This window comes from Massilia sp. IC2-476 (genome assembly GCF_020707295.1).
Taxonomy (GTDB): Bacteria; Pseudomonadota; Gammaproteobacteria; order Burkholderiales; family Burkholderiaceae_D; genus Telluria.
Map to the genome: position 1 here is coordinate 188,524 of NZ_JAJFER010000006.1, position 23,786 is coordinate 212,309.

16 protein-coding genes are annotated in these 23,786 nt (G+C 67.3%); 6 read left to right on the top strand and 10 right to left on the bottom strand.

Annotation, left to right across the window (positions count from 1 at the left end; translation table 11 throughout):
- Nucleotides 1-5: 5 nt before the first annotated feature.
- Nucleotides 6-1,328 (bottom strand): flagellar filament capping protein FliD, encoded by a 1,323-nt coding sequence (gene fliD / locus LK539_RS17055; RefSeq protein ID WP_227802247.1) that lies wholly within the window; start codon nucleotides 1,326-1,328, stop codon nucleotides 6-8.
- A 125-nt stretch (nucleotides 1,329-1,453) separates the two neighbouring features.
- On the opposite strand from fliD, the gene LK539_RS17060 reads away from it, so the two are divergent.
- Entirely contained in the window at nucleotides 1,454-3,391 is a 1,938-nt protein-coding gene (locus LK539_RS17060) for a TonB-dependent receptor domain-containing protein (protein ID WP_227802248.1), read from the top strand.
- A 45-nt stretch (nucleotides 3,392-3,436) separates the two neighbouring features.
- On the opposite strand, the gene LK539_RS17065 is transcribed toward LK539_RS17060, so the two are convergent.
- Nucleotides 3,437-4,885, bottom strand: coding sequence for a Gfo/Idh/MocA family protein (locus tag LK539_RS17065; RefSeq protein WP_227802249.1), 1,449 nt, complete (start codon nucleotides 4,883-4,885; stop codon nucleotides 3,437-3,439).
- Nucleotides 4,886-5,271: 386 nt separating this feature from the next.
- Here LK539_RS17065 and LK539_RS17070 point away from each other — a divergent pair, with 386 nt between their 5' ends.
- Entirely contained in the window at nucleotides 5,272-8,190 is a 2,919-nt protein-coding gene (locus LK539_RS17070) for a TonB-dependent receptor domain-containing protein (RefSeq protein WP_227802250.1), read from the top strand.
- A gap of 275 nt (nucleotides 8,191-8,465) precedes the next feature.
- On the top strand, nucleotides 8,466-10,052 hold the full coding sequence (locus LK539_RS17075) for an EAL domain-containing protein (RefSeq protein WP_227802251.1): 1,587 nt from the start codon (nucleotides 8,466-8,468) through the stop codon (nucleotides 10,050-10,052).
- On the opposite strand, the gene LK539_RS17080 is transcribed toward LK539_RS17075, so the two are convergent.
- Nucleotides 10,049-10,516, bottom strand: coding sequence for an Lrp/AsnC family transcriptional regulator (locus LK539_RS17080; RefSeq protein WP_227802252.1), 468 nt, complete (start codon nucleotides 10,514-10,516; stop codon nucleotides 10,049-10,051). The two genes, LK539_RS17075 and LK539_RS17080, sit on opposite strands and share 4 nt — an antisense overlap.
- Nucleotides 10,517-10,658: 142 nt before the next feature.
- Between LK539_RS17080 and LK539_RS17085 the strand changes: the two genes are divergently transcribed.
- The 3 genes from LK539_RS17085 (at nucleotide 10,659) to LK539_RS17095 (ending at nucleotide 15,074) form a co-directional block, all read left to right on the top strand.
- Complete coding sequence (locus tag LK539_RS17085; protein WP_373889559.1) at nucleotides 10,659-14,186, top strand: indolepyruvate ferredoxin oxidoreductase family protein; 3,528 nt, start codon at nucleotides 10,659-10,661, stop codon at nucleotides 14,184-14,186.
- Between the two features lie 181 nt (nucleotides 14,187-14,367).
- The gene (locus tag LK539_RS17090) at nucleotides 14,368-14,619 is read left to right on the top strand and encodes a hypothetical protein (protein WP_227802254.1); all 252 of its coding nucleotides are present in this window, start codon (nucleotides 14,368-14,370) and stop codon (nucleotides 14,617-14,619) included.
- Nucleotides 14,620-14,708: 89 nt separating this feature from the next.
- Nucleotides 14,709-15,074, top strand: coding sequence for a DUF1622 domain-containing protein (locus LK539_RS17095; RefSeq protein ID WP_227802255.1), 366 nt, complete (start codon nucleotides 14,709-14,711; stop codon nucleotides 15,072-15,074).
- A 7-nt stretch (nucleotides 15,075-15,081) separates the two neighbouring features.
- On the opposite strand, the gene LK539_RS17100 is transcribed toward LK539_RS17095, so the two are convergent.
- The 7 genes from LK539_RS17100 to LK539_RS17130 all read right to left on the bottom strand — a co-directional run bounded on the left by LK539_RS17100 (nucleotide 15,082) and on the right by LK539_RS17130 (nucleotide 23,783).
- Entirely contained in the window at nucleotides 15,082-15,981 is a 900-nt protein-coding gene (locus LK539_RS17100) for an alpha/beta fold hydrolase (RefSeq protein WP_227802256.1), read from the bottom strand.
- A gap of 88 nt (nucleotides 15,982-16,069) precedes the next feature.
- Nucleotides 16,070-16,675: a redoxin domain-containing protein gene (locus tag LK539_RS17105; RefSeq protein ID WP_227802257.1), complete on the bottom strand. Its 606-nt coding sequence runs from the start codon at nucleotides 16,673-16,675 to the stop codon at nucleotides 16,070-16,072.
- Between the two features lie 46 nt (nucleotides 16,676-16,721).
- Complete coding sequence (locus LK539_RS17110) at nucleotides 16,722-18,833, bottom strand: protein-disulfide reductase DsbD (protein ID WP_227802258.1); 2,112 nt, start codon at nucleotides 18,831-18,833, stop codon at nucleotides 16,722-16,724.
- 117 nt (nucleotides 18,834-18,950) lie between these two features.
- On the bottom strand, nucleotides 18,951-20,948 hold the full coding sequence (locus LK539_RS17115; protein WP_227802259.1) for an LTA synthase family protein: 1,998 nt from the start codon (nucleotides 20,946-20,948) through the stop codon (nucleotides 18,951-18,953).
- A gap of 194 nt (nucleotides 20,949-21,142) precedes the next feature.
- Nucleotides 21,143-21,481: a four-helix bundle copper-binding protein gene (locus tag LK539_RS17120; RefSeq protein WP_227802260.1), complete on the bottom strand. Its 339-nt coding sequence runs from the start codon at nucleotides 21,479-21,481 to the stop codon at nucleotides 21,143-21,145.
- A gap of 75 nt (nucleotides 21,482-21,556) precedes the next feature.
- Nucleotides 21,557-22,792 (bottom strand): AGE family epimerase/isomerase, encoded by a 1,236-nt coding sequence (locus tag LK539_RS17125; RefSeq protein ID WP_227802261.1) that lies wholly within the window; start codon nucleotides 22,790-22,792, stop codon nucleotides 21,557-21,559.
- Nucleotides 22,793-22,799: 7 nt separating this feature from the next.
- A complete protein-coding gene (locus LK539_RS17130; RefSeq protein ID WP_227802262.1) occupies nucleotides 22,800-23,783 on the bottom strand; it encodes a LacI family DNA-binding transcriptional regulator in 984 nt (327 codons plus the stop codon).
- Nucleotides 23,784-23,786: the final 3 nt, after the last annotated feature.

A 23,786-nucleotide genomic window follows, 5' to 3' on the forward strand; every position in this document is an offset into this window, starting at 1 on the left:
CTGCCTCAGGCCATGAAGTCGAACAGCGACAGCGGCTTGTTACCGGTGAGGCCGAACAGCGAGCTGCCACCGGTGCCGCCCAGCGCGTACTGCTGCGCGAGCAGGGCGGCCTGGCGCTCGATGATCGCGCTCACCTCGACCTTCTGGGCGCTCAGTTTGTCGACATGAGCCTGCACCACGGCGGCCTGGTCGGCCAGGATGCCGCCTTGCGACATCTGCCGGGTAACGGCCTTGGCGAAGCCGCCGGCCAGGCCGGTGTCGGGCTTGCCGATCAAATCGGTGACTTTGCCGGGATCGGCCGCGATGGCCGCGTCCAGCTTCTTCGTGTCGAGCACCAGCTTGCCGTCCTTGCGCGCGATGCCGATGTCGGCCAGCGCCTTCGGGTCGGCGCTGTCGAGGACGCGGGCGAGCTCGCTCCTGACGCGGGAGAGCAGGGCATCCTGGGCGGGGTCGCCGGTCTTGAGGCCGTCCAGGCTAGAGCCCAGCACGTTGAAGGCTTCCACCAGCTGCTTGACGTTGCCCGCCACGGCGGCCGGGTCGCGCGCGAGCTTGATCTCGCTTTTGCCCAAGGTGTCCAGGCTGAGGGACAGGCCGGGGATGGCCTTGTCCAGGGTATTGGTCGATGAGGTGACGGCCTTGCCGTCCACAAGCGCACGCGCATCCTGGGCGGCGGCCTGCTGGACCATGCCGCCGGCGGCGCCGCTGCCGTAGGAGAGCAGGGCGCCCAGCGCCGCGTCGCCCTCGACCGTGATGCGCATCGCGTTGGCGGCGCCCGGCTTGCCGTTGAGACTCAGGGCGTATCCCTTGCCGTCGTCGAGCACCTTCGCATCCAGACCGGCGTCGCGCATCGCCTTGGCGATGCCCTCCAGCGTATTGTTGCCCTGCTCGATGCGCACGGTGACGCTGCTGGCGTCCTTGCCGCTGCCGGTCTCGATGCGCACCAGCGCCGGCGCCCCGCTGCCGATCGCTGTGTCCTCGTACGCCAGCGCGCGCGTGGCCAGCTTCTGTGCCTGCGCCAGCTGCTGGACCTCGACCGTGTGCGTCCCCGTGGCCGGACCCGTCAACTGGGCGCTGACGGCCTTGCCGGTCACGTTCAGGGCGGTGCCGAGATTCTCGCCCGCCAGGCCGTTGGCCCGGGAGCGGAAGGCGTCGAGCGCCAGCGCCATGCGGCCGATGGCGGACAGGCGCGCCGTATCGCGGCTCAGCTGCGCATCGAGCGTCTTCAGGCCCGGGTGACGGGCCAGCAGCGACTGCGTCGCCGATGTGGTCAAATCCGGCTGGCCGAGGAGGCCGGCCAACTGGGTGGAAGAAGAGATGGATGTGCTCATGCCGAAATTATGCCCGCACAAATCTCCGGGATTGTCATCAATTGTCGCCGCTGCCCGAGATCCTCATTGATCGTGCTCTATCAATACCGGATAATGCCGGGCTTTCCCGACCTGCGAACACCTTCATGCTGAAACTCCCCGGTTCGACCATCCTGCTGGCCATGCTGGCTGCCCCCGCTGTCGCCCAGACCCTGGTCCCCGCGCAGGGGAGGACCGACGAAAACGCGGTGCGCCAGGCCGAGGATGCCTTCGGCACCAGCGTCGGCCGCGAGACCATCGGCCTGTACAACGCGTCGAGCGTGCGCGGTTTCTCTCCGATCGCGGCCGGCAATGCGCGCATCGACGGGCTGTACTTCGACCAGGCCTGGGGACCGTCGGCGCGCATCCGGCGCTCGACCACGATCCGGGTCGGCATCTCGGCCCAGGGATATCCCTTCCCGGCGCCGACCGGCATCGTCGACTACAGCCTGCGCAAGCCGGGCGAGGCCAGGAAACTGGCCGTGCTGGCGGGCGGCGACAGTTACGGCGCGGCCTATCTGGAAGCCGACGGCGAACTGCCCCTCGGCGAACGGGCGCTCAGCCTCGGTATCGGCGCCGCCCTGGGGACCAACGAGTACCCCAACGGTACCGATTCGCGCTACCGCAACGCCGCCCTCAGCCTGCGCTGGCGCCCGCTGGCGGCGCTCGAGATCGTCCCGTTCTGGAACCGGATGGAGACCTACGACGACGAGAAGGCGCCCAGCTACCTGCCGGCCAGCCCGGTGCTGCCGCCGCGGATCACGCGCCGGCGCTTCCTGGGCCCGGACTGGGCCGACTATCGCAGCACCGGGATGAATGTCGGGATGCTGGCCAGTGCCCAGGCGGGCGCCGGCTGGACGCTGCGCGCGGGCCTGTTCCGTTCGCAGTACGAGGATCACAGCGCCTTCACCCACCTGCTCACCGAACTCACGCCGGACGGCCGCGGCAGGCGCCGCCTGATCGCCGACCCGCCTTCGGGGACCACGTCCACGAGCGGCGAGCTGCGCGCGACGAAAGTGCTCGCGGAAGGTCCGCGCCTGCACAGCCTGCACCTCAGCCTGCGCGGACGCGACCGCCAGCGCCACTACGATGGTTCGCAGGCCTTCGACCTGGGCCCGAGCGCGATGGATGCTCCGGTCTCCCTGCCGAAACCGGAATTCCGCTTCGGTCCCCAGACGCGCGACCGCACCCGCCAGACCACGACCGGCGTGGCCTACGAGGGCCGCTGGCGCGACCTGGGCGAGATCGGTTTTGGCCTGCAGAAGACCGACTATCGCAAGGCGCTGCACAAGCCCGGCCTGGCGGGAGCGACGGCGCGCGACCAGCCCTGGCTGTACAACGCCACCGCGGCGCTGCCGTTCGGCGGCGGCCTGGTCGCCTTCGGCAGCTTCACGCGCGGGCTGGAAGAGAGCGGGGTCGCCCCCAGCAATGCAGTCAATCGCAATGAGCTGCTGCCGGCGATCCGCACCACCCAGGGCGACCTTGGGCTGCGCTATGCGCTCACGCGCGACATGAAGCTGGTGGGCACCGTGTTCGACCTGCGCAAGCCCTACTTCAACTTCGACGCGGCAAACCGCTACGCGCAGCTGGGCGATGTGCAGAACCGCGGGCTGGAGCTGTCGCTGGCGGGGCCGCTCACGCCGCGCCTGAACCTGGTGGCCGGCGCCGTGCTGTCGCGGCCGCGCGCCACGGGCGAGGGCGTGCGGCTGGGGCGGGTGGGGCAGCAACCGGTGGGCATGAGCCGGCGCAGCGTCGAACTCAATCTCGACTGGCGCACGCCCTGGCTGGAAGGCCTGTCGCTCGACATGAGCGCCTCGCACAGCGGCGCCCTCATGGCCACCGTCGACAACCGCGTTGCGATTCCCGCCCGCACCCTGGTGTCGCTCAGTAGCCGCTATCGATTCAGGCTGCTCGAACGTCCGGCATCGCTGCGAGTGGCGCTCAGCAACCTGTTCGACACCTACGGCCTGGAACTGCGCGGGGCAGGGGCCTATGACGTCATCAACGGGCGGCTCGTTCAAGCCTACCTGTCGGTCGACATCTAAAAAAGCCGTAGGGTGGGCGGGTCTTCCCGCCCACGCGGTCAAGTATCAGGGAATCTTGATCCGGATCGGCATCGGTACCGGCGCGCGGCGGTCCGGCATGGGTGCACGGTCCGGCGCGGTCAAGCCGGTGACCAGGTCGGGCACGCGCACCGTCTGGCCGGTCTCGAAGCATTTGTTGGCCGCGATGCCGACCAGCGCCGACCAGGCGCCGGCGCGCTCGTCCGACTTGCGCATGTACTTGTCGCCCGGGTCGGTGCCGAAGATCTCGTTGAGCATGACGTCGTCACCGCCGCCATGGCTGCCCTTGCCGATGATCGGGGCGATGTCGCGCGGCTGGCCGCGCATCGGGATCACGCGGATCGACACGTTCTCGCTGCCGCTTTGCACCTTGGCCGCGCCGGCCGCGCCGCCCGATTCGACGATGCGGTGCTCGATGCGGCCCTTGGTGCCGTTGAAGGCGATGTGGTAACCCTCCCAGGCGTCATAGGCCGACAGCGCATAGTTCAGGTGCGCGCCGTTGTTGTAGCGGACCATCACGTTCATGGTGTCCTCGATGTTGATCTCGGGGCGCCACACGCACTGGTCGCGGAAGTAGCCGTCGTATTTCTCGTTGTCGAGGTACAGGGCCTTCAGGCCCGGGTCGGAAGCCAGGTCGAAGTAAAAGTTGCACTTCTGTTTTTCCGGGCAGGTCAGGCAGCGCTCGTGCGGGCCGGACAAGCCCATGCGGCGCGCTGTCTCCGGCGTGTAGAACTGGCGCGAGCCGAAGGCGTGCACGGTTTCCGGCTCGGCGCCCAGCCACCAGTTGACCAGGTCGAAGTGGTGGGTCGACTTGTGCACCATCAGGCCGCCCGAATTGGCCTTGTTGCTGTGCCAGCGGCGGAAGTAGTCGGCGCCGTGCACGGTATTGAGCAGCCAGGTGAAGTCGACCGAGATCACGTCGCCGATTTCGCCCGACATCAGGAGCTCCTTGATCTGGGTGCGCGGCGGCGAATAGCGGTAGTTGAAGGTCACGCGGATGTGGCGCCCGCTGCGCTTGACGGCGTCGAGGATGCGCTGGGCCTTCTCGGCGGTGGTGGTCATCGGCTTTTCGGTGATCACGTCGCAGCCCGCGTCGAGCGCGCGCACGATGTAGTCATCGTGGCTGGCGTCGGTGGTGGTGACGATCACGTACTGCGGCTTGGTCTCGCGCAGCATGCGGTCGAAATCGGCGGCGCTGTAGGCGCGCGGCTGGCTGGCGCCGGTGTCGCTGATGACCTTCACGGCGCGCGCCAGGCGGCCGGCATTCCTGTCGCAGACCGCCACCACTTCGCTGGTCTCGCGGAAGGGGCCGGTCATGGCATTGGTGAACATGCGGGCGCGCGAACCGACGCCGACCACCGCGTAGGTCTTGCGCGGCGTGGCCGCCCAGGCGCCTGTTGCGGCCATCAGGCCTGCCGCACCGGCGGCCTTGAGTACCGTGCGGCGATCGATTCCCCCACCATGTTTGTCGTTCATTCTGTGTCTCCATGCTTGTTGTGGTGTGCCTATGGTGGCGTGAAGCAGAGCAATTGGCAAGACCAATTTAACGATTGGTTGGACTGCGTCGATGGAGGGGATATCGCGAAAAGATGGCAGTCCTGCATTTGCAAGTTGCCCTGAAACCTCGAAAAGATTACCCGATCCGGGTGGATTTCAGGGGCGCAAACGATTGACTGATGTATTACAGGAACATTTCTGCACTTTTTTTCAAAAAAGTGGACAGACCAGTTTATGATGTGGTCATATCAATTCTTGCAATGCTTTACTGAAAGAGTAGGAGTTGAAGGGAGGGCCGGGAAGAGTGGCCTGACCAAATAGTAGTGTGGTCATATCAATTCTTACAAAAATATTAAGGAGACAGAATGAACCCGTACTTTGTTCAAACCCCACGCCGCGCCACCATCGCCAGTGCGGTCAGCCTGGCGCTGTTCCAGCTGGCGGCCCAGGCCCAGGCACAGACCTCGGATGCACCGCAAGCGACCGCCGCTCCCCAGGCGGTGGTGGTGACCGGCTCGCTGATCCGCCGTGTCGCCGACGAGGGCACTACCCCCGTCACCACGGTCAAGGCGGCGGAGCTGGAAGCGCGCGGCCACACCGAACTGAAAGACTTCGTGCTCGAGCAGCCGCAGTCGCTGTCGTTGGGCACCAACACCGGCGCCGCCGGTCCGGTGACCAACCTGCGCGGCCTCGGCCCGATGCGCACGCTGTCGCTGCTCAACGGCCGCCGCCTCGCCAACGAACCGCTGCAGGACCAGTACATTTCGGTCAACGTGATCCCGCGCATGGCCCTCGACCGCGTCGAGACCCTGAACGGCGGCGGCGCCTCGATCTACGGCGCCGACGCCATCGGCGGCGTGCAGAACTACTGGACCAAGCGCGGCTACAAGGGCGCCTCGATCAAGGCCGAATACGCGCGCCCGGAAATGAGCGGCGGCGGCACCACCAAGAGCATCGGCGCGATCGCCGGCTTCGGCGACCTGGGCCAGGATGGCTGGAACGCCTACATCGCGGTCGACCACCAGAAGAAGGATGCGCTGTTCCAGGGCGACCGTCCGGAACAGCATGACCCGGCCGTGCTGCGCAGCCTGGGCCTGGGCATCACGCCGGACGCGCGCAACCCGAACCCGCTGGCCAACTTCGGCTTCGCCCGCAACGCCAACTCGAACTACAACCCGAACTTCGCCACCGGCTGCGCCTCGCCGTACTCGCTGCCGACCCTCGGCAACAACAGCCTGGCCAACCCGCCGGTCTACGCGCCGGGCTGCATCCGCAATCCGCTGTTCTGGACCGCCGTGACCGACGGCAGCGAGATCACCACCGTCAGCGGCCGCGCCAGCTGGAACATCGCCGGCGGCCACAAGATCGACCTCGACGTGCTGCACTCGGAATTCACCGTGCAGAAGTTCCGCGGCATGCAGGTGCCGGGCGCGAGCCAGCCCTTCACCACTTATTCGCTGGCATCGACCAGCAAGTTCTACCCGGGCAAGGGCATCACGCCGGTGCCGAAGGTCGTCGGCAGCAACACCGGCGCCAACACGCCGACGATGTACATCGACCCGACCAAGACCCCGGGCGCAGTCAGCGACCTGAACCTGAACAACCGCACCATCTACTTCCAGTGGGGCCCGGGCGAACTCGGACCGGCCTACCGCAACGACGAACAGAGCAACGACCGCATCGTGCTGTCGGCCGAGGGCGAAGTGGCGGGCTGGGACTACCGCGCCGGCCTGAACTACGGCGAATCGAAGCGCGACACCCGCGCCGGCGAAGGCTATATCCTGTACTCGAAGGCCCAGGAAGGCTTCGACAAGGGCATCCTGAACCCGTTCGGCCCGCAGGACGCGGCAGGCATCGAATACCTGCGCAGCATCCAGGCCGAGGACTACACCTATCGCCTGAACAAGGCCTTCAACAAGAGCGTCGACCTGACCATCACCCGTCCGGTGTGGGACCTGGGCGGCGGCGAGCTGGTGCTCGCGATCTCGGGCGAACTGCGGGAAGACTCGGCCCGTACCTTCAACGCGCCGCTCGACTACGTGCTCAAGAAGGCCGACGGCAGCTACAACATCGACGCTTCCGGCAACGTGGTGCAGACCGACCTGGTGGGCGAAGTGCCGCAGGGCGTGGCCAAGAAGCTCAAGCGCCAGATTTCCTCGCTGGTGCTGGAAGCCGACGCGCCGCTCACCAAGACCTTCACCGTCAACGGCTCGGTGCGCGCCGACCATTACGACGACCTGAAGCAGACCACGGTGAACCCGGCGCTGGCGACCCGCTGGACCCCGAACGACATGCTGCTGCTGCGCGCCTCGGTCTCGAGCGGCTTCCGCGCGCCGTCGATTATGGACATCCAGAACCCGACGCCGGAAGTGCGCACCCAGGTGATGGACGATCCGCAGCTGTGCCGCAGCTCGCAGCCGCTGGTGGCCGGCACCGGCACGCCTTCGAACGGCTTCACCGCCGACCAGGTCTGCAACGTGCTGACTTCGTACTGGACCAAGTCGCCAAACAACACCTTCCTGAAACCGGAACGTTCGCGCGGCTTCAACTTCGGCGTGGGCTTCGAGCCGGTCAAGAACCTGTCGCTGACCGTCGACTACTGGGGCCTGAAGCTGAAGGACGTGCTGGGCGCGGTCTCGATCGCCGAGATCCAGCAGAACCCGGAGAAGTACAACGACTTCATCCTGCGTCGTGCGGACGGCACCATCGACCACATCGTGGCGAGCCAGGCCAACCGTGGCCAGACCCGTATCCGCGGCGCCGACTTCTCGGCCAGCTACCGCTTCCCGAAGACCAGCATCGGCACCTTCGATGCGAAACTGGATGCGACCTGGTACCACAAGTACGAGTTCCAGAGCGAGCGTAACGGCCCGTGGATGAGCAACGTCGGCATCATCACCAACGACGGCCGCTTCGGCCAGACCGGTCCGAACTCGGGCCTGGCGGGTGCGCCGCAGGTCAACCCGCGTTGGAAGTACACGGCGCAGGTGAGCTACAGCACCGGCGACTGGAGGGCGACCCTGTCGCAGCGCTTCAACACCGCGCTGACTGACCTGACGCCGCGCGCCGGCTCGACCCTGACCAAGGTGGAGGAGTACAGCCAGTTCAACCTGAACGTCCGCTACACCGGGATCAAGAACACCACGATCTCGCTCGGCGTGAACAACATCACGGAAGAATGGCCGCCACTCACCGCCAACTCCACCTACAGTGGCGGTTACCTGACCAGCCTGGCCGACATGATGGGCCGGGTGTACCGCGCATCGGTCGAGTACAAGTTCTAAACGAGCTCGCCGCGTGAAGGCAGGCAGGGCCCTGGCCTTGCCTGCCTTTTTTCATGGCGCGTCGATGCGCGACGCCAACCGTGCGCGCCATACCCGCCGAGCATGGCGTGCCGCGCCCGACTCGCTGCCAACACGCGATCATCAAGGGCCGCTTGTCTGCGCGCCCCGGAGCTGACCCGCATTGCGTCGACCTGCTCCACCGTGGGATGGGTCTATACTGGCTACACCGGGCGCTGCCGTGTTCGACGGTGCGACGGCTCCTGCCAGGAATACGCATGCGCAATCGGCTCATCCTCGGGACCTCCATCCTCGTCGCACTGGCATCGGCCATGCTGCTGCCCTGGCTCGCCTGGCGCGAAGCCCAGCGCCAGGCCTTCGAGGCGGCGGCCGACATGACCCGGGCCTATGCGCGCGCCGTCCTGCATCGGGCTGACAAGACCAGCACGCAGGGCGCAGTCGCGATCCGTGAACTGATCCGCCAGCCGCATGCGCCATGTTCACCGCAATCGCTCGCGCTAATGCGGCGGCTCGACCTGAGTTCCACTTATATCCAGGCTGTTGGCTTCGTCCGTGGCGGCGTGGTGGTGTGCTCGTCGATGGGGACGGATCCGCTCCATCTCGGCACGCCTTCGTTGCGCACCTCGACAGGCTATACCATCTATCCCCGTGTCCCGATCGCAGCGCTGGGCCCTTCGCCCTTGATGGCGCTGGAGCGGGCCGGCTTCGTCGTGCTGGTGCACCGCGAACTGCCGCTCGACATCTCTACCTCGATTCCGGGCGCCGCGCTGGCGGTGCTGCACTTGGAGGCGGCTTCCGGCAGCGCTCCCGAACTGGCCAGGGGCCATGTCGAACGCGCCTGGCTGGCGAGACTGGGGTCGCAGCGCGAAACCAGTTTCAGCGACGGGAAGCGCCTGATCGTCCTGAGCCGCTCGCGTCAGTTCCTCACGGTCGCGGCCGCGGCGGTGCCACTCGCCTATGTGCAGGAACGCGCCGCTTCAATCGCGTGGCGCCTGGTGCCGGCGGCCGCCGTGGCCGGGCTGCTGGTGGCGGCCGCCGTGCTGACGCTGGCACGCCAGCAGCGCTCGATTCCGGCCGCGCTGCGCCATGCCTTGCGCCGCAACGAGTTCTACCTGCAATACCAGCCCATCGTCGAGCTGGCGAGCGGGCGCTGCGTCGGCGTCGAGGCACTGCTGCGCTGGAAGCGCGCCACCGGCGAACAGATCGGCCCCGACCTGTTCATCCCGGTGGCCGAGCAATCGGGTCTCATTACCCGGTTGACCGAGCGGGTGTTCACGCTGGTCGAGGCCGACGCGGGCGCCTACCTCGGCGCCCACCCGGATTTTCACGTGGCCATCAACCTGTCGGCCGCCGACCTGCAATCGTCCGCCATCGTCGACCTGGTCGACCGCTTCCTGCACAGGAGCGGTGCGTGGCCCTCCAACCTGATCCTCGAGATCACGGAACGCGGCTTCCTCGACCTGGACAACGCTCTGCGCGTGCTGGGGGCACTGCGCGCACGCGGCATCGAGGTGGCGATCGATGATTTCGGCACCGGCTATTCAAGCCTGTCCTACCTGGAGTCGCTCGAGCTGGACTTCCTGAAGATCGACCGTTCCTTCATCGAGGCGCTCGGCACGAAAGCGCCGACCAGCCAGGTGGTCGGGCATATCATCGCCATGGCGCGCACCATGGGACTGCGCATGATTGCCGAGGGTGTCGAGAGCCAGGTCCAGGCCGACTTCCTGAAGGGGCAGGCGGTCCAGTATGCGCAGGGCTGGCTGTTCGGCCGGCCGATGTCCTTCACGGAGGCGGTCCGGCTGGCGACGCCACACCCGGAGCGTACGGCAGGCATCGTGGCTTAGAGCGGCAGCGCGGTCTCGTACTTCACCTCGCGCAGCGCCACGCTGGTGTTCAGCTGCGAGACGCCCGGCAGCTTGAGCAGCACGTTGTGAAGCAGGTCGTGGTAGGCGTCCATGTTGGCGACCATCACCTTGACGATGTAGTCCGAGGTGCCGGTCACCTCGTAGCACTCCATCACTTCGGAGCAGGCCTTCATCTGGGCCTCGAAGGTCTCCACCACGCCCGCTTCGTGGCGGGTGAGGGAGACGTGGAGGACGCACACCAGGCCGAGGTCGAGCTTGCGCCGTTCGAGGATGGCAGCGTAGCGGCGGATGTAGCCGTTCTCCTCCAGCTCCTTCTGGCGCCGCCAGCAGGGCGAGGCCGACATGCCGACCCGCTCGGCCAGCTCGTTGACGGACAGCCGGGCGTCCTGCTGCAGTTCGCGCAGGATGCGCATTGACGCAGCGTCAAGGTTAAATTTTTCCATCCAAGTATCAAAAGTGAAATAATTTACCTATTCTGCCTCAATCTTGGGCAAGTTAGGCAAGTTATTTCTTGAGCCGAGACCTATCATTTCGCTATTAACAAGCCCTGCAGGGCTGGCATAGCGGAGACAGCAGATGGGAACGATGCACGAGAAGGTGGGAACGGCGCTGGTCGATCCCGCCTATCGCCTGGACGACAACCTGACGCGGCAGCAGGGCCGGGTATTCCTGACCGGGACCCAGGCCCTGATCCGCCTCACCGTGATGCAGAAAGCGCTCGACGAGCGCGCAGGCCTGAACACGGCCGGCTTCATCTCGGGCTACCGCGGCTCGCCGCTGGGCGCGGTCGACCAGGAAGTCTGGCGCGCATCGACCATCCTGAAGCAGAACGCGATCGAATTCCTCCCCGCGATCAACGAGGAACTGGGCGCCACCGCCGTCCTCGGCACCCAGCAGGTCGGGGGCGATCCGAACCGCCTGGTGGATGGCGTATTCGCCATGTGGTACGGCAAGGGCCCGGGCGTGGACCGCGCCGGCGACGCCCTCAAGCACGGCAACGCCTATGGCTCCTCGCCCCTGGGCGGGGTGCTGGTGATTGCGGGCGACGACCATGGCTGCGTGTCCTCCTCGATGCCGCACCAGAGCGACCACGCCTTCATGGCCTGGGGCATGCCGGTGCTGAACCCGGCCAACATCGAGGAATACCTGGAATTCGGCCTGTATGGCTGGGCCCTGTCGCGCTTCTCGGGCGCCTGGGTCGGCTTCAAGGCGATCTCGGAAACCGTGGAAGGCGGCGCCGTGGTGGAGCTGCCCGAGCCGCCCGTGTTCCAGGCGCCGCACGGCTATGTTCCACCCGCCGACGGCCTGCACTACCGCTGGCCCGACCTGCCCAGTCTCGCGATCGAGCAGCGCGTCGCCGACAAGCTGCAGGCCGTGCACGCCTTCGCCGGCGTGAATTCGATCGACCGCCTGGTGGTCGCCGCGCCGGGCGCAAAGCTGGGCATCATCGCCGCCGGCAAGGCCTACCTCGACCTGCTGGAAGCGCTCGAGCGGCTCGGCATCGGCCTGGACAAACTGGAACAACTCGGCGTGCGCCTGTACAAGCCGGGTTTGACTTACCCGCTCGAGCGCACCCGCCTGCAGGCCTTTGCCGCGGGCCTGGCGCAAGTGCTGGTAGTGGAAGAGAAGGGCGACGTGATGGAAGGGCAGCTGAAAAGCCTGCTCTACAACCTGGCGCCGCAGCAGCGTCCGCAGGTACTCGGCAAGACTGACCTCGACGGCAATCCGCTGCTGTCGCAGCTGGGCGAACTGCGTCCCTCGCGCATTGCGCCAGTGCTGGTGCGCTGGCTGGCGCCCGCCTTCCCACAGTTGCGCCTCGAAGAATTCCTGCCGCAATTCTGCCGCGCCGACGCCCTGTCCAACGGCGCCGATGCCATCAAGCGCACGCCGTACTTCTGTTCCGGCTGCCCGCACAATACCTCGACCCGGGTGCCGGAAGGCAGCCGCGCGCTGGCCGGCATCGGTTGCCACTTCATGGCCAGCTGGATGAAGCGGGATACCGTCACGCTCACGCAAATGGGCGGCGAGGGCGTGCCCTGGGTCGCGGCCTCGCGCTTCACGCGCGAAAAGCACGTGTTCCAGAACCTGGGCGACGGCACCTATTACCACTCGGGCTACCTGGCGATCCGCCAGGCGATCGCGGCGCGCACCAACATCACCTACAAGATCCTGTACAACGATGCGGTGGCCATGACCGGCGGCCAGCCGGTGGACGGCACGCTCACCGTGCCGCAGATCCTGCAACAGGTGCTGAGCGAAGGCGCGGCGCTGGCGGTGGTCGTCACCGACCAGCCGGAGAATTATCAGGGCATCACCCTGCCGGCGGGCGTCACGGTGCACCACCGCAGCGAGCTCGACGCGGTGCAGCGCCGCCTGCGCGACATCCCGGGCGTGACGGTGCTGGTGTACGACCAGACCTGCGCCGCCGAGAAGCGCCGCCGCCGCAAGAAGAACAAGCCGGACAACATCGTCTACCCCGACCCGCCGCGGCGCATGGTGATCAATCCGGCCGTGTGCGAGGGTTGCGGCGATTGCGGCGTGCAGTCGAACTGCCTGTCGGTCCTGCCGCTGGAAACCCCGCTGGGCCGCAAGCGCCAGATCGACCAGGCTTCCTGCAACAAGGATTACTCCTGCGCTGAAGGCTTTTGCCCGAGCTTCGTGTCGGTCATCGGCGGGCGCCTCAAGAAGCCGGCCGCCGCCACCCTCGAGCTGCGCCAGCTGGAAGAGATGCTGGCGGCCTACCCGCTACCGCCCGAATACGGTTTCGCCAAACCCTTCGAGATGCTGGTGGCAGGCGTGGGCGGCACCGGCGTGGTGACGGTCGGCGCCCTGATCACGATGGCCGCCCACCTGGAGGGCAAGGGCGCTTCGACCCTGGACTTCATGGGCTTTGCCCAGAAGGGCGGGGCGGTGATGTCGCACGTGCGGGTGGCGCCGTCGCCGAAGGATTTGCACCAGGTGCGCATCGACCTGCAGCAGGCCGACGCCCTGCTGGCCTGCGACCTGGTGGTGGCCGCCATGCCGGACGCGCTGGCGGTCATGCGCCGCGGCCATACCCGGGTGGTCGCCAACGAGAACGAAACCCCGACGGCCGAGTTCACGCGCGATCCGGACGCCGACATCCGCAAGGACGACTTGCTGGCCAAGATCACCGACGCCGGCGGCCCGACCCTGCGCCTGAACGCCCAGGGCGTGGCGAGCAGCGTGCTGGGCGACCCGATCGGCGCCAACATCCTGATGATGGGCGCGGCCTGGCAGCTGGGACTGGTGCCGGTCAGCCTGGAAGCGATCATGCGCGCGATCGAACTGAACAACGTGGCGGTCGAGATGAACAAGAAGGCCTTCATGCTCGGGCGCCTGGTTGCGGCCGACGAGGCGGCGGTGAAGCGCCTGGGCGCAGTCGGCTCACAATCGGCCCGGGTGGTGCAGTTCACCCCGCCGGTCTCGCTCGAGGAGCTGGTCGCCTTCCGCGTCGACTGGCTCACGCAGTACCAGGATGCTGCCTACGCCGAACGCTATCGCGCCGCGGTGGCGCGGGTGGAGGCGCGCGAAGTCGCCATCGAAGGGCCGGCTTCGAAGCGCGCAGTGGCCAAGGCGGTGGCGCGCTCGCTGTTCAAGGTCATGGCCTACAAGGACGAATACGAGGTGGCGCGCCTGCATACCCAGACCGGTTTCCTCGACGGCCTGCAGGGCCAGTTCGAAGGCGAATTCCGGGTCGAATACCACCTGGCGCCGCCGCTGCTGGCGAAGAAGAAGCCAGGTACCGACGTGCCGGCCAAGATGCGCTTCGGTCCGTGGATGCGCACGGCTTTCCGTGGGCTTGCACCGCTGAAGGTCCTGCGCGGGACCGCATTCGACCCCTTCGGCTACACCCACGAACGCCGCGCCGAGCGTCAGCTGCGCGAGGATACCTTCGCCCTGGTCGACATGCTGGCGACCGAGCTGAAGCCGGAGAATCGCGCAGCGGCCCTGAAGCTGGCCCAGGTGCCGGAAACCATCCGCGGCTTCGGCCACGTGAAGGCGGCCAACATGGAGCGCGCCAAGGGGGAGGCGGCGCGCCTGCTGCAGGAGTTCAGGCAGCCAGTGAAGGAAGTTGCGCTGGTGCGGATGTAAGCTTGAAACCGCGCAAATATGTTGTGGCGCATGCACGCGAAGATGGCGGGGTGATGCCGCTAAGCAATTTCGGGTTATAATGCACCGCAACATAACCTGACCAATCGCCGGCCTTTGCCGGCGATTGTCATTTCTGGCATCCGACTTTCAATTCCATCATTGCCAACTTGAGAACACCATCATGGGCCACGACATCAAGACCATCAAGGAAGCCCTCGCGCTGCTGCACAGCGTGTGGGGCGAAGCATCCGGATTTTTCCTGAGCATCGAGCTCTGGCTGATGGTGCTGGTGGCGGCCAGCACCGTCGCCGGCACCTGGCTGGCGGTCATGGGCGACGGCTGGAGCCTGGTCGCCTTCATCTTTGCCTTCGGCTACGTGGCGGCGCGCACCGTCCTGCACCTCAAGCGCATTCTGGCCTGGCCCTTCATCTGATCCTCTCCTTGCGCTGACCCGGCAATTGGACGAGCCGGGCGGCGCGGATTCGCTATGCTGTGCTCCAGCATGGACGATGGGGAGGCAGCGTGTTCGAACAGGTCGAAGAGCAGGTCCGCGCGAGCGTCGAGTGGCTGCGCCTGATGGTCGAGGCGCTGGGCGCGCTGGTGATCGCGGCCGGGCTGGTGGTGGTCGTGCTGGCGCTGGGGCGCCACCTCCTGACGGCGCGCGGCGGCAGCTTCACCCCGATCCGGCTGGCCTTCGCCCGCTACCTGACCTTGGCGCTGGAACTGCAGCTGGCCGCCGACATCCTGTCCACCGCCGTCGCCCCGACCTGGGACCGGATCGGCAAGCTGGCGGCCATCGCCGTGATCCGCACCACGCTCAACTACTTCCTCAGCAAGGAGATCAAGGAAGAGAGCGCGGGCGAACAGGGCGCGCCGGCGGGCCGCTGAAGGCTGCTCAGGGCGCGCCCAGGAAGGCCTTCACTTCGTTCTGGAAGCGCTGCGGCTGGTCCCACATGATGAAGTGGGCGCTGTCCGGGATGCGTTTCAGGGTCAGCGACTTCACCGGCGCATAGGCGCTCTTGTAGACGTAGTCGAACTGCTCGGCCGGGATCGGCACGCTCTTGGGCTGCACATACAGCACGGTTACCGGCTTGGTGATCTTCGGCAGTTCCGGGATCAGGTTGGTGACGATCAGCTCGCGGTAGGCGCGGCTGCTTACATCCAGGTCGCTGGCGGCGGAGTCCGCGATGGCGCCGGCGCGCATCGATTCGGTATTGACCATGCCGGCGATGGTGGCGCTGGTGTTGGCTGCGCGCTGCTCGGGCGTCGCGCTGCGGATGCCTGCCATGGTGGCGTTGGCCACAGCCTCGACCTTCTCGGGCGGTGCTCCCGGACCGGCAAAGAAGGTGCCCAGGTAAGGATACATATCGACCACCATCAGCTTCGACAGCGCATCCGGATGGCGCGCCGCCAGCATCATGCCCATGGTGCCGCCCATCGAGTGGCCGATCACGGCCGGCTGCTTTAGTCCCGCCTCCTTGATGTAGCGCGCGATCTCGTCGGCCACCGGGGCCGCCACATTGCCTTCCCGGTTGCCGCCCGCGGGCTGGCCGGCGAAGCCCGACACCTGCACCAGGTGGTAGCGGTAGCCCGGCAGCGCGGCCACGGTCGAGGCCCAGGCGCGCGGCGAGGAATTCAGGCCGGGGATCAAGACCACATCGGGGCCGGAACCCTCGGTGCGCACGCTGATGCGGCTGGATTCGAAAGGCGCCGCCAACGCATCGGACAGCGGCAGGATGGCGGCGCAGGCCGCCGCGGCGAGCAGGCTGCGGCGGGAAAGCAGTGTATGACGCATTCGGATCCCCTTGTTGTTGGTGGGAATCATCATAGCAGCGCCCGTCCGCACCGGCGGGCCGGGCGCCAAATTATCCAATGAGCATGGATCAGCTGTACTTGACCGAGCAGCCGTAGGGCTTGGTGACGGCCTGGCTCAGTGTCTTGCCAGCCAGGGCTTCGTCGATCGCCAGCGTCATGTAATTGGTGGCGCCCTTGATGTCGGAGGCGTTGGCGGTCGGCTTGCTGTCGATCGCACCGGCGTACACCAGCTTGCCCGCCGGGTCGATCAGGTACATGTGCGGCGTGGTGCGTGCGCCGTAGGCGCGGCCGATGGCGCCGCCGGTATCCATGATGGTGGCGGTGGGCATGGCCTTCTTGGCCTTGACCCAGTCGTTGATGGCGGCCGACTTCTTGCTGTTGTCGCCGTCGGCGCTGGTGCTCACGGACAGCCACACCACACCTTTGTCGGCGGCATACTTCTGGGTGACCGGCATGTTGCCGCTGTCGTAGTGCTTCTTGACGAAGGGGCAGTCCGGGTTGACCCATTCCAGTACCACGTACTTGCCCTTGTACTGGTCCAGCGATACCGGCTTGCCGGCCGCGTCGACGCCCTTGAAGGCTGGCGCCTGCTGGCCGACCACGGCCTCGGCGAGGGCGCTGCCGTTCAGTGCGAGGCCGGCGGCGAACAGCGAAAGTGCGATGGTGCGCTTCATGTGATCCTCCTGTGGTTGGTCTGCTTGGTCTGCTTCCTCGTTCCCGTCAGGGCGCTGCAAGCGCCTGCCGGACTTCGTCCACGCTCAGGAGCTCGGACAGCAGCGTGGGTTGCGCGGCATCCTTGCGGTACAGCGCATACACCGGCACGCCGCTGCGTCCGAGCTCCTTGAGTGCCTGCGTGATCGTTTCGTCGCGCCGGGTCCAGTCGGCGCGCATCAGCACGACGCCCCTGGCCTTGAAATCTTCCATCACGGCCGGATCGGCCAGGGCGGTGCGCTTGTTGTACTGGCAGGTGACGCACCAGGCCGCCGTGAAGTCGACGAACACCGGCCGGCCCTGGCCACGTGCTTCGGCGAACGCCTGCGGCGACCAGGCCTGCCAGGCGCCTGAAGCCTGCACCGCGGGCGTCTCGGCCTGCGCGTACCGGAAGGCCGGCCAGGCCCAGGCGGTCACGGCGCCGATCGCCAGCACGGCGGCCCCGATGGCCCCCGCGCGCCCGGCCGCGCCGCGCGCCGGGATGCCCAGCAGCCACCAGCCGAAGGCGGCCGCCACGACCAGCGCGAGCAGGGCCACGACCGCGTCGATCCCGGCCTGCTGGCCAAGCACCCACAGCAGCCACACGACCGTGGCGAACATCGGAAAGGCCATGAAGGTCTTGAAGCGCGCCATCCAGGGGCCCGGGCGCGGCAGCAGCCGTGCGACGCCGGGGAACAGGCTGGCGGCCAGGTAGGGCGCGGCCATCCCGAGTCCCAGCGCCGCGAACACCGACAGCGCCTGGGGCGCAGGCTGGGACAGCGCCGCGCCGAGGGCGGCGCCCATGAAGGGTGCGGTGCAGGGCGAGGCCACGGCCACGGCCAGCACGCCGGTGAGGAAGTCGTCCGCCACCGGGTTGCGGGCGCGCGCGTTGAGCAGGCGATCGGGCAGCATGGCGCGGAACTCGAACAGGCCGGCCAGGTTGAAGCCGATCAGGGTAAACAGGATCGCCAGTGCGGCAACGAAAGGCGGCGACTGCAACTGGAAGCCCCAGCCCAGCCCCTCGCCGCTGGCGCGCAGGGCCAGCAGCAGGGCGGCCAGCAGCAGGAAGGAGAGGACGACGCCCGCGGTGTAGGCAAAGCCGCCGGCCACGATGCGCCGGCGCTCGCCCCCGTGCTGGGCAAAGCCGAGCACTTTCAGGGACAGCACCGGGAACACGCAGGGCATCAGGTTCAGGATGGCGCCGCCGAGGAAGGCCAGGCCGAGCACCACCAGCCAAGTGCGGTCGGCAGGCGCCGGCGCGCTGGCCGGCGCCGCAGCCGCAGCCGCCGGGGCAGCCGGCGCGGCCGCACCCGGTTGCGGCCATGCACCGGCGATGGCGAATCCGATGCGGATGCCGGGCGACCCGTGCGCCGCCGTGAGCACCGCATCCATCGCCGCCGGGCTCTCGCTGCGCTGGGCCGACAGGGGCGCGCGCAGCAGCAGGCGCTCGCCCTCCCACGATTGGCCGAGCGGGGCCGGGTGGTCGAGCACCGCGCCGTTTTCCGGGAACAGCTGCACGGGCTTGCCGCGCCAGGCGGCCGGCAGGCCGGCGACCTCGATCACCAGGGCCTGGCCGTCCAGCCGCGCACTGGCTTTAGCGCCGGGTTCAGTGCGGGGCGCCGCGGCGAAGGCGCGCTCGAACAGGGCGGCGTGGGTCGTTTCCGGGCCGGCCTTCAGGACGAGATCGAGTTCGGCGAATTCGGGAATGCAGACATCTTCACAGATCAGGAAGTCGGCGCGCAGCTTGAGCGGCAAGTCGCCGCCTGCATAGCCGGCGGGCACGGTGAGGCGAACCGGCAGCAGCAGGTCGCCGTCGTAGCCGTAGTTCATCAGGGGACCGAGCGGCAGCTGCTTCGGGGTCGGCCAGGCGATGTCGCCGGCGGCGAAGCCGGACGGCAAGGTCCAGGACAGGGTGGTCGGCAGGCCGGAGTCGCCGGGATTGCGCCAATAGGTATGCCAGTGCGGCTGGTGTTCGAGGCGCAAGCCGAGCCAGACCGAGCTGCCTGCCTTGACGCCGTCCGGCGCATGGGCCAGCAGGCTGGCGCGGGCGTGGCCGGTCTCGGCCGATGGTGCGGCATGCAGCCAGCCCGTGATCAGGGCGCAGGTGAAGGCCAGCAGCAGGCGCACGAGTGGTGCAAGCATCTTATCGTCCCCGGTTGGATGGCAGCGACAATAATATTAGCAGGAACTCAAGACGAAAAATCGGCGGAGGCCGCCGACTTTGTTGCAGCTTTGTTTCGAATGTTTCGCGACTGACTCTTACGGCGCCGGGCGGTAGCGCTGCTCGCGGTACAGCAGCGATGGCAGCATCACGTGCGCCATGGCCTGCTCGACCTGGGCCTGGCTTGGCTTGCCGGCATACGGATCGAGCACGCCGCTGGCGGCGTCGTAGCGGCCCAGCAGGGCAGGCTTGCCCGGGCGCAGGATGGTGGCCGAGGAACCCTCGAGCCAGGTGAACAGGTTGTCGAACTGGATCAGGGCGCGGCCCGGGCTGCTGCTGTCGCGCGCGAAGTCGCGGCCGATCATCGGGTGCGTGCTCGACACGCCCAGCAGCGACAGCAGGGTCGGCGCCAGGTCGACCTGGCTGGCGATGGTCGAAATGCGCTTGGGCTGCACGTCGGCGCCCAGGATCAGGCCGGGAATGTGGAACTTCTTGATCGGCACCAGGGCATTGCCATAGACCCGGTTGTCGTGGTCGGCCACGATCAGGAACACGGTGTCCTGCCAGTAGTCCTGCTTCTTCGCCTCACGGATGAACTTGCCGAGGGCGTAGTCAGCGTACTTGACGGCATTGTTGACGGTCTGCTTCTTCGGATCGTGCAGTGCGATCTTCCCGTCCGGGAATTCGAAGGGCTCGTGGTTGGACGAGGTGAAAATCAGGCTGAAGAAGGGTTTCTTTTGCTGGTGCAGGGCCTTGAGGCGCTCGAGTGACTTGTCGAACAGGTCTTCGTCGGAAGCGCCCCAGCTGCCCACGAAGGCCGGCTTCATTTCCTTGATGTCCACCACCTTCTGGAAGCCATTGCCCGTAAAGAAGCTGCGCATATTGTCGAAGTGCGCCTCGCCGCCGTAGACGAATTCCGTGTGGTAGCCCTGCTGGCCCAGGCCCGCAGCCAGGGTGTAGAAATTCTGCTGGGCCAGCGAGAGCTTGACCACGCTGCGCGCCGGCGTCGGCGCATAGCCGGCCACCACCGCCTCGATGCCGCGCACCGAGCGGGTGCCGGTGGCGTACAGCTGCTCGAACCACCAGCCTTCATTCTTGAGCTTTTCCAGTTCCGGCGTCACCGGCAGGCCGCCGAGCGACTCGACAAAGGTCGCACCCAGGCTTTCCTGCAGCACGATCACCAGGTTCAGCGGACGTTCGCGGGAAATCGCGGCCTGCTGGCGGTGCAGGGTCGGCAGTTCAGGATTGTCGAAGCGGGCGCCCTGCAGCCAGGGGGCGGCGCGGACTTGTTCGAACACCTTGGCGCGCGGGATCTTGCCGTAGATTTCGGAGGACACGGCTTCCTTGCGCATCGAGCCGATCGCGTCCAGCACCGACCAGCCCGAATTGATGATCAGGGAATTCACCATCGAGTCTCCGGTCAGGGCGAACAGGGCCGGGTTGGCCGGGCGGTGGCCGGTGGTCGAGCGCACCTGCATGAACACGACCAGGCACAGCACGGGCCAGAGCAGCAGCAGGCGGCGCGCCGGCCACATGTTCATGCCGCTCGAGGCGCGGCGCAGCAGGCGGTACAGCAGCACGGCGAGGACGAGGGTCAGTCCCAGGCCCAGCAGCAGGGCGGTGCGAAAGCCGTTCCACAGGGTCGCGAACACTTCGCGCGGATACGCCAGGTACTCGACGAACAGGCGGTTCGGACGCACGTCGTATTGCATGATGAACTGCGGCGACGACAGTTCCATGAAGACGATGAAGACCAGGGCGAAGGTGCCCCAGGCCACCGTCGCGATGCGCCAGGCGGTGGATGAGGCGCGGTGCGCGAGCAGCGGCGCCAGCAGCAGCGGGAAGGCGAGGAAGTAGCCGAGCAGGATCAGGTCGGCGCGCAGGCCCTGCAGGAAGAAGGCGCTGGTGATGCCGGTGGCCTGCACCCGGTCCCATTGCCAGGCAGCCAGGCCCACGCGCGACAGGCTGAGGATAGCCAGGCCCAGCAGCAGCATCTGCAGCATGCCGGCATACGGTCCCGCCCACAGGGTAAAGCGGGCCAGGAGTGCCGAGGGAGTCTTTTTTTGATGGGGAATGCCGGATGCCGCAGTAGCCATGAAACGCTTGTTTCGCCTGAGTGACGTGGAAAGACATCGCCAGGCGATGCGCCATCGGCGCGGGGGAAAAACGAGCCACCGCGACCCAACCTGCTTACCCGCAGATCATAAGCGATGCTAATAGGCAATGGCTCAGTCGAGCGTTACTCAGGCGTTAAAATCGCGTTAAACCGACGTACATACAACGAAACGTCTCAGATGTGGCGCTCGCGCTGATGCTTGTCGCATTCCGCGGCGCAGCGCTCGCAGGCGGCCTGGCAGGCGGCGCAGTGCTCGTGCATGGACGCGTGCTTGGCGCACTCGGCCGCGCAGGCCCGGCAGATATGGGCGCACAGGGCGCAGAAGTCGCCGTGATGGGGCGAGCCGCGCGACAGTACGTTGAGGGTGGCCGTGCAGATGTCGGCGCAGTCGAGGTTGATCGCGATGCAGGCCAGGTTGCCGTCGCGGATATCGCCCGCGACGCAGGCCTGGCAGGCCCGCAGCGCTTCTTCGCAAGCCTGGATGCAGGATTGTACGTTTGCCATTTCGCCCATGATCGCCTCCTCGCAAGTGAAAGGGCCATGCTAGCGGAATGCCTGTCCGGCAAGCGTCCGATTCCGAGGCGAAACTTAGCGCTGCGCGGACGACCGGCGCTGGGCCAGGGCCGGGATGATGTCCCAGCAGGCGCCCATGGTGTGGTAGTCGACCTTGCCGGCGGGGCTCTTCTCATCCGAATACTTGCGGTTGTCCGCAGTGAGGATGCGGTACCAGGCGCCGTGCTCGTGGTCGACGAAATGCGCCCAGCAGTAGCGCCACAGGCGCTCGTAGTCGACCCAGTAGCGCTCGGCGCCGGTACGCGCGCCCAGCAACGCGGCCGCCGCCAGGGTTTCGGCCTGCACCCAGAAATACTTGTCGGCGTCGCACACGCTGCCGTCCGGGGCGAAGCCGTAATGCAGGCCGCCGTGCCTCGCGTCCCAGGCATGGCGCAGCGCCTTCGCGTACAGGTCCTGGGCGGCGGGCAGCAGCCAGTCGCGCGGCCCCGCCAGGTGCTGGCCCTGGGCTTCGAGCTGCAAGAGCAGCTTGGCCCACTCGGTGAAGTGGCCGGGCTGGTAGCCCCAGGGGCGGAACAGGTTGGCCTTGTCGTGCAGGTTGAATTCCCAGTCCGGCTGCCAGTCCTGCTGGTAGTGCTCCCAGATCATGCCGCCGGCGCGGCCGGCCTGGCGCTGCGTGATGTTGCGGGCCAGGAGCTCGGCGCGGTGCAGGTAAGTCTTGTTCCCGGTCGCGCCAAAGGCCGCCAGCAAGGCCTCGCAGGCATGCATGTTGGCGTTCTGGCCACGGTAGGGATCGAGCACGCGCCAGTCGGCGCTGGCCTGGTCGGCGTACAGGCCGTGTTCTTCCTGCCAGAAGTGGCGCTCCATCAGCTCGAAGGTCTCGAGGATCCAGGCGCGCGCTTCCTCCACGCCCGCGCTCAAGGCATGGGCATAGGCCAGCAGCACGAATGCCAGGCCGTAGCAGTGGTTGTCGGCGTCGCGCACGGTGGCGACGCCCTTGTCCCAGTCGAGCTGCCAGGCATAGCCGCCGGTGTCCGGGTTGCGGTGGGCGCGGCGCAGGAAGTCGACGCCGTGGCGCACCATGCGCTGGTAATCCGGGTCCTGGAAGTGGCGCCAGGCCTTGGCGTACACGAACACGAAACGGGTGCTCGAGACCAGGTGGCGCGCGCGGCGTTCGTAGATGCTGCCGTCGTCGCGGAAGTAGTGGTAGAAGCCGCCGCTGGGGTCGAGCGCGCGCGGATGGTAGAAGGCCAGGGTGTGGGCCACGTGGCGGGTGAGCACGTCGGGCGAGAAGAAGTCGGGCGTCTGGTCCATGGTGTCCTCAATCGTCGTTGCTGCTCTCGCGCACGACCAGCTGCACCGGCAGCGTGCGCTCGAGCGCGGGAAGCGGATTCTTTTCCAGCAGGAGCTCGATGCCCAGCGCGCCGAGCGCCTCCTTGTCGATGGCGATGCTGCTCAGCGGCGGAATCGCACTGGCGGCGGCCTGGATGTCGTCGAAGCCGACGATCGCCAGGTCGTGCGGGATCTTCAGCCCGCGTTCGAGGCAGTGCTGCATGGCTGCCAGCGCGGTGCTGTCGTTGTAGCAGAACAGGGCGTCCGGCGGCTTCGGCAGCGCGAGCAGGCTGTCGACCGCCCGCTGCACGTTGGCGAGCGGATCGCCCACGCCGGGCAGTTGCACCTCGAGCGCCGGGTCGGCCAGCATGCGCGCCTCGAACAGGGCCTTGCGAAAGCCGCGGCTGCGTTCCAGGATGCTGTGGTGGGCGAGCGAGCCGCACAGCATGGCGACGCGCCGCCGTCCCAGCCCCAGCAGGTGGCGGGTGGCCAGGTAGCCCCCCAACTGGTGGTCCGGGTTGACCGAGCAAAAGCCGGGCAGGTGCATGTCGAGCAGCACCAGCGGCTTGCCGGAGTCGCGCAGGGCGCCCAGCAGCTCGGGCTCGAAGAAACCGGCGCACAGCAGGGCGTCGGGCTGGTGCACGCGCACCAGCTCCATCACCGGTTCGGCCGGGCCCACCACGACGAAGGAGAGCGCAATGCCGCGCCGGCGGCAGGCTTCCTCGGCGCCGTGCAGCACCGGCAGGTAGAAGGCGCTGGACGAGCGGGTATCGTGCTGGCGGTGCAGCAGGAAGGCCACGCGCCGCAGCTCGCCCTGGCGCAGCTTGCCCAGGTCGTAGCCCAGCTCGCGCGCCACGGCGTGGATGCGGGCGCGCGTCTTTTCGCTCAAGCCGTCCTGGTTCTTGAGCGCGCGCGAGACCGTGCCGATCGAATAGCTGGTGGCCTTGGCGATATCGCGGATCGTGACCGGCATGGC

Bases quoted from the DNA above. Each gene is read 5' to 3' on its own strand.
- fliD (WP_227802247.1), bottom strand. From the start codon at position 1,328: ATGAGCACATCCATCTCTTCTTCCACCCAGTTGGCCGGCCTCCTCGGC.
- LK539_RS17060 (WP_227802248.1), top strand. From the start codon at position 1,454: ATGCTGAAACTCCCCGGTTCGACCATCCTGCTGGCCATGCTGGCTGCC.
- LK539_RS17065 (WP_227802249.1), bottom strand. From the start codon at position 4,885: ATGAACGACAAACATGGTGGGGGAATCGATCGCCGCACGGTACTCAAG.
- LK539_RS17070 (WP_227802250.1), top strand. From the start codon at position 5,272: ATGAACCCGTACTTTGTTCAAACCCCACGCCGCGCCACCATCGCCAGT.
- LK539_RS17075 (WP_227802251.1), top strand. From the start codon at position 8,466: ATGCGCAATCGGCTCATCCTCGGGACCTCCATCCTCGTCGCACTGGCA.
- LK539_RS17080 (WP_227802252.1), bottom strand. From the start codon at position 10,516: ATGGAAAAATTTAACCTTGACGCTGCGTCAATGCGCATCCTGCGCGAA.
- LK539_RS17085 (WP_373889559.1), top strand. From the start codon at position 10,659: ATGCACGAGAAGGTGGGAACGGCGCTGGTCGATCCCGCCTATCGCCTG.
- LK539_RS17090 (WP_227802254.1), top strand. From the start codon at position 14,368: ATGGGCCACGACATCAAGACCATCAAGGAAGCCCTCGCGCTGCTGCAC.
- LK539_RS17100 (WP_227802256.1), bottom strand. From the start codon at position 15,981: ATGCGTCATACACTGCTTTCCCGCCGCAGCCTGCTCGCCGCGGCGGCC.
- LK539_RS17105 (WP_227802257.1), bottom strand. From the start codon at position 16,675: ATGAAGCGCACCATCGCACTTTCGCTGTTCGCCGCCGGCCTCGCACTG.
- LK539_RS17110 (WP_227802258.1), bottom strand. From the start codon at position 18,833: ATGCTTGCACCACTCGTGCGCCTGCTGCTGGCCTTCACCTGCGCCCTG.
- LK539_RS17115 (WP_227802259.1), bottom strand. From the start codon at position 20,948: ATGGCTACTGCGGCATCCGGCATTCCCCATCAAAAAAAGACTCCCTCG.
- LK539_RS17120 (WP_227802260.1), bottom strand. From the start codon at position 21,481: ATGGGCGAAATGGCAAACGTACAATCCTGCATCCAGGCTTGCGAAGAA.
- LK539_RS17125 (WP_227802261.1), bottom strand. From the start codon at position 22,792: ATGGACCAGACGCCCGACTTCTTCTCGCCCGACGTGCTCACCCGCCAC.
- LK539_RS17130 (WP_227802262.1), bottom strand. From the start codon at position 23,783: ATGCCGGTCACGATCCGCGATATCGCCAAGGCCACCAGCTATTCGATC.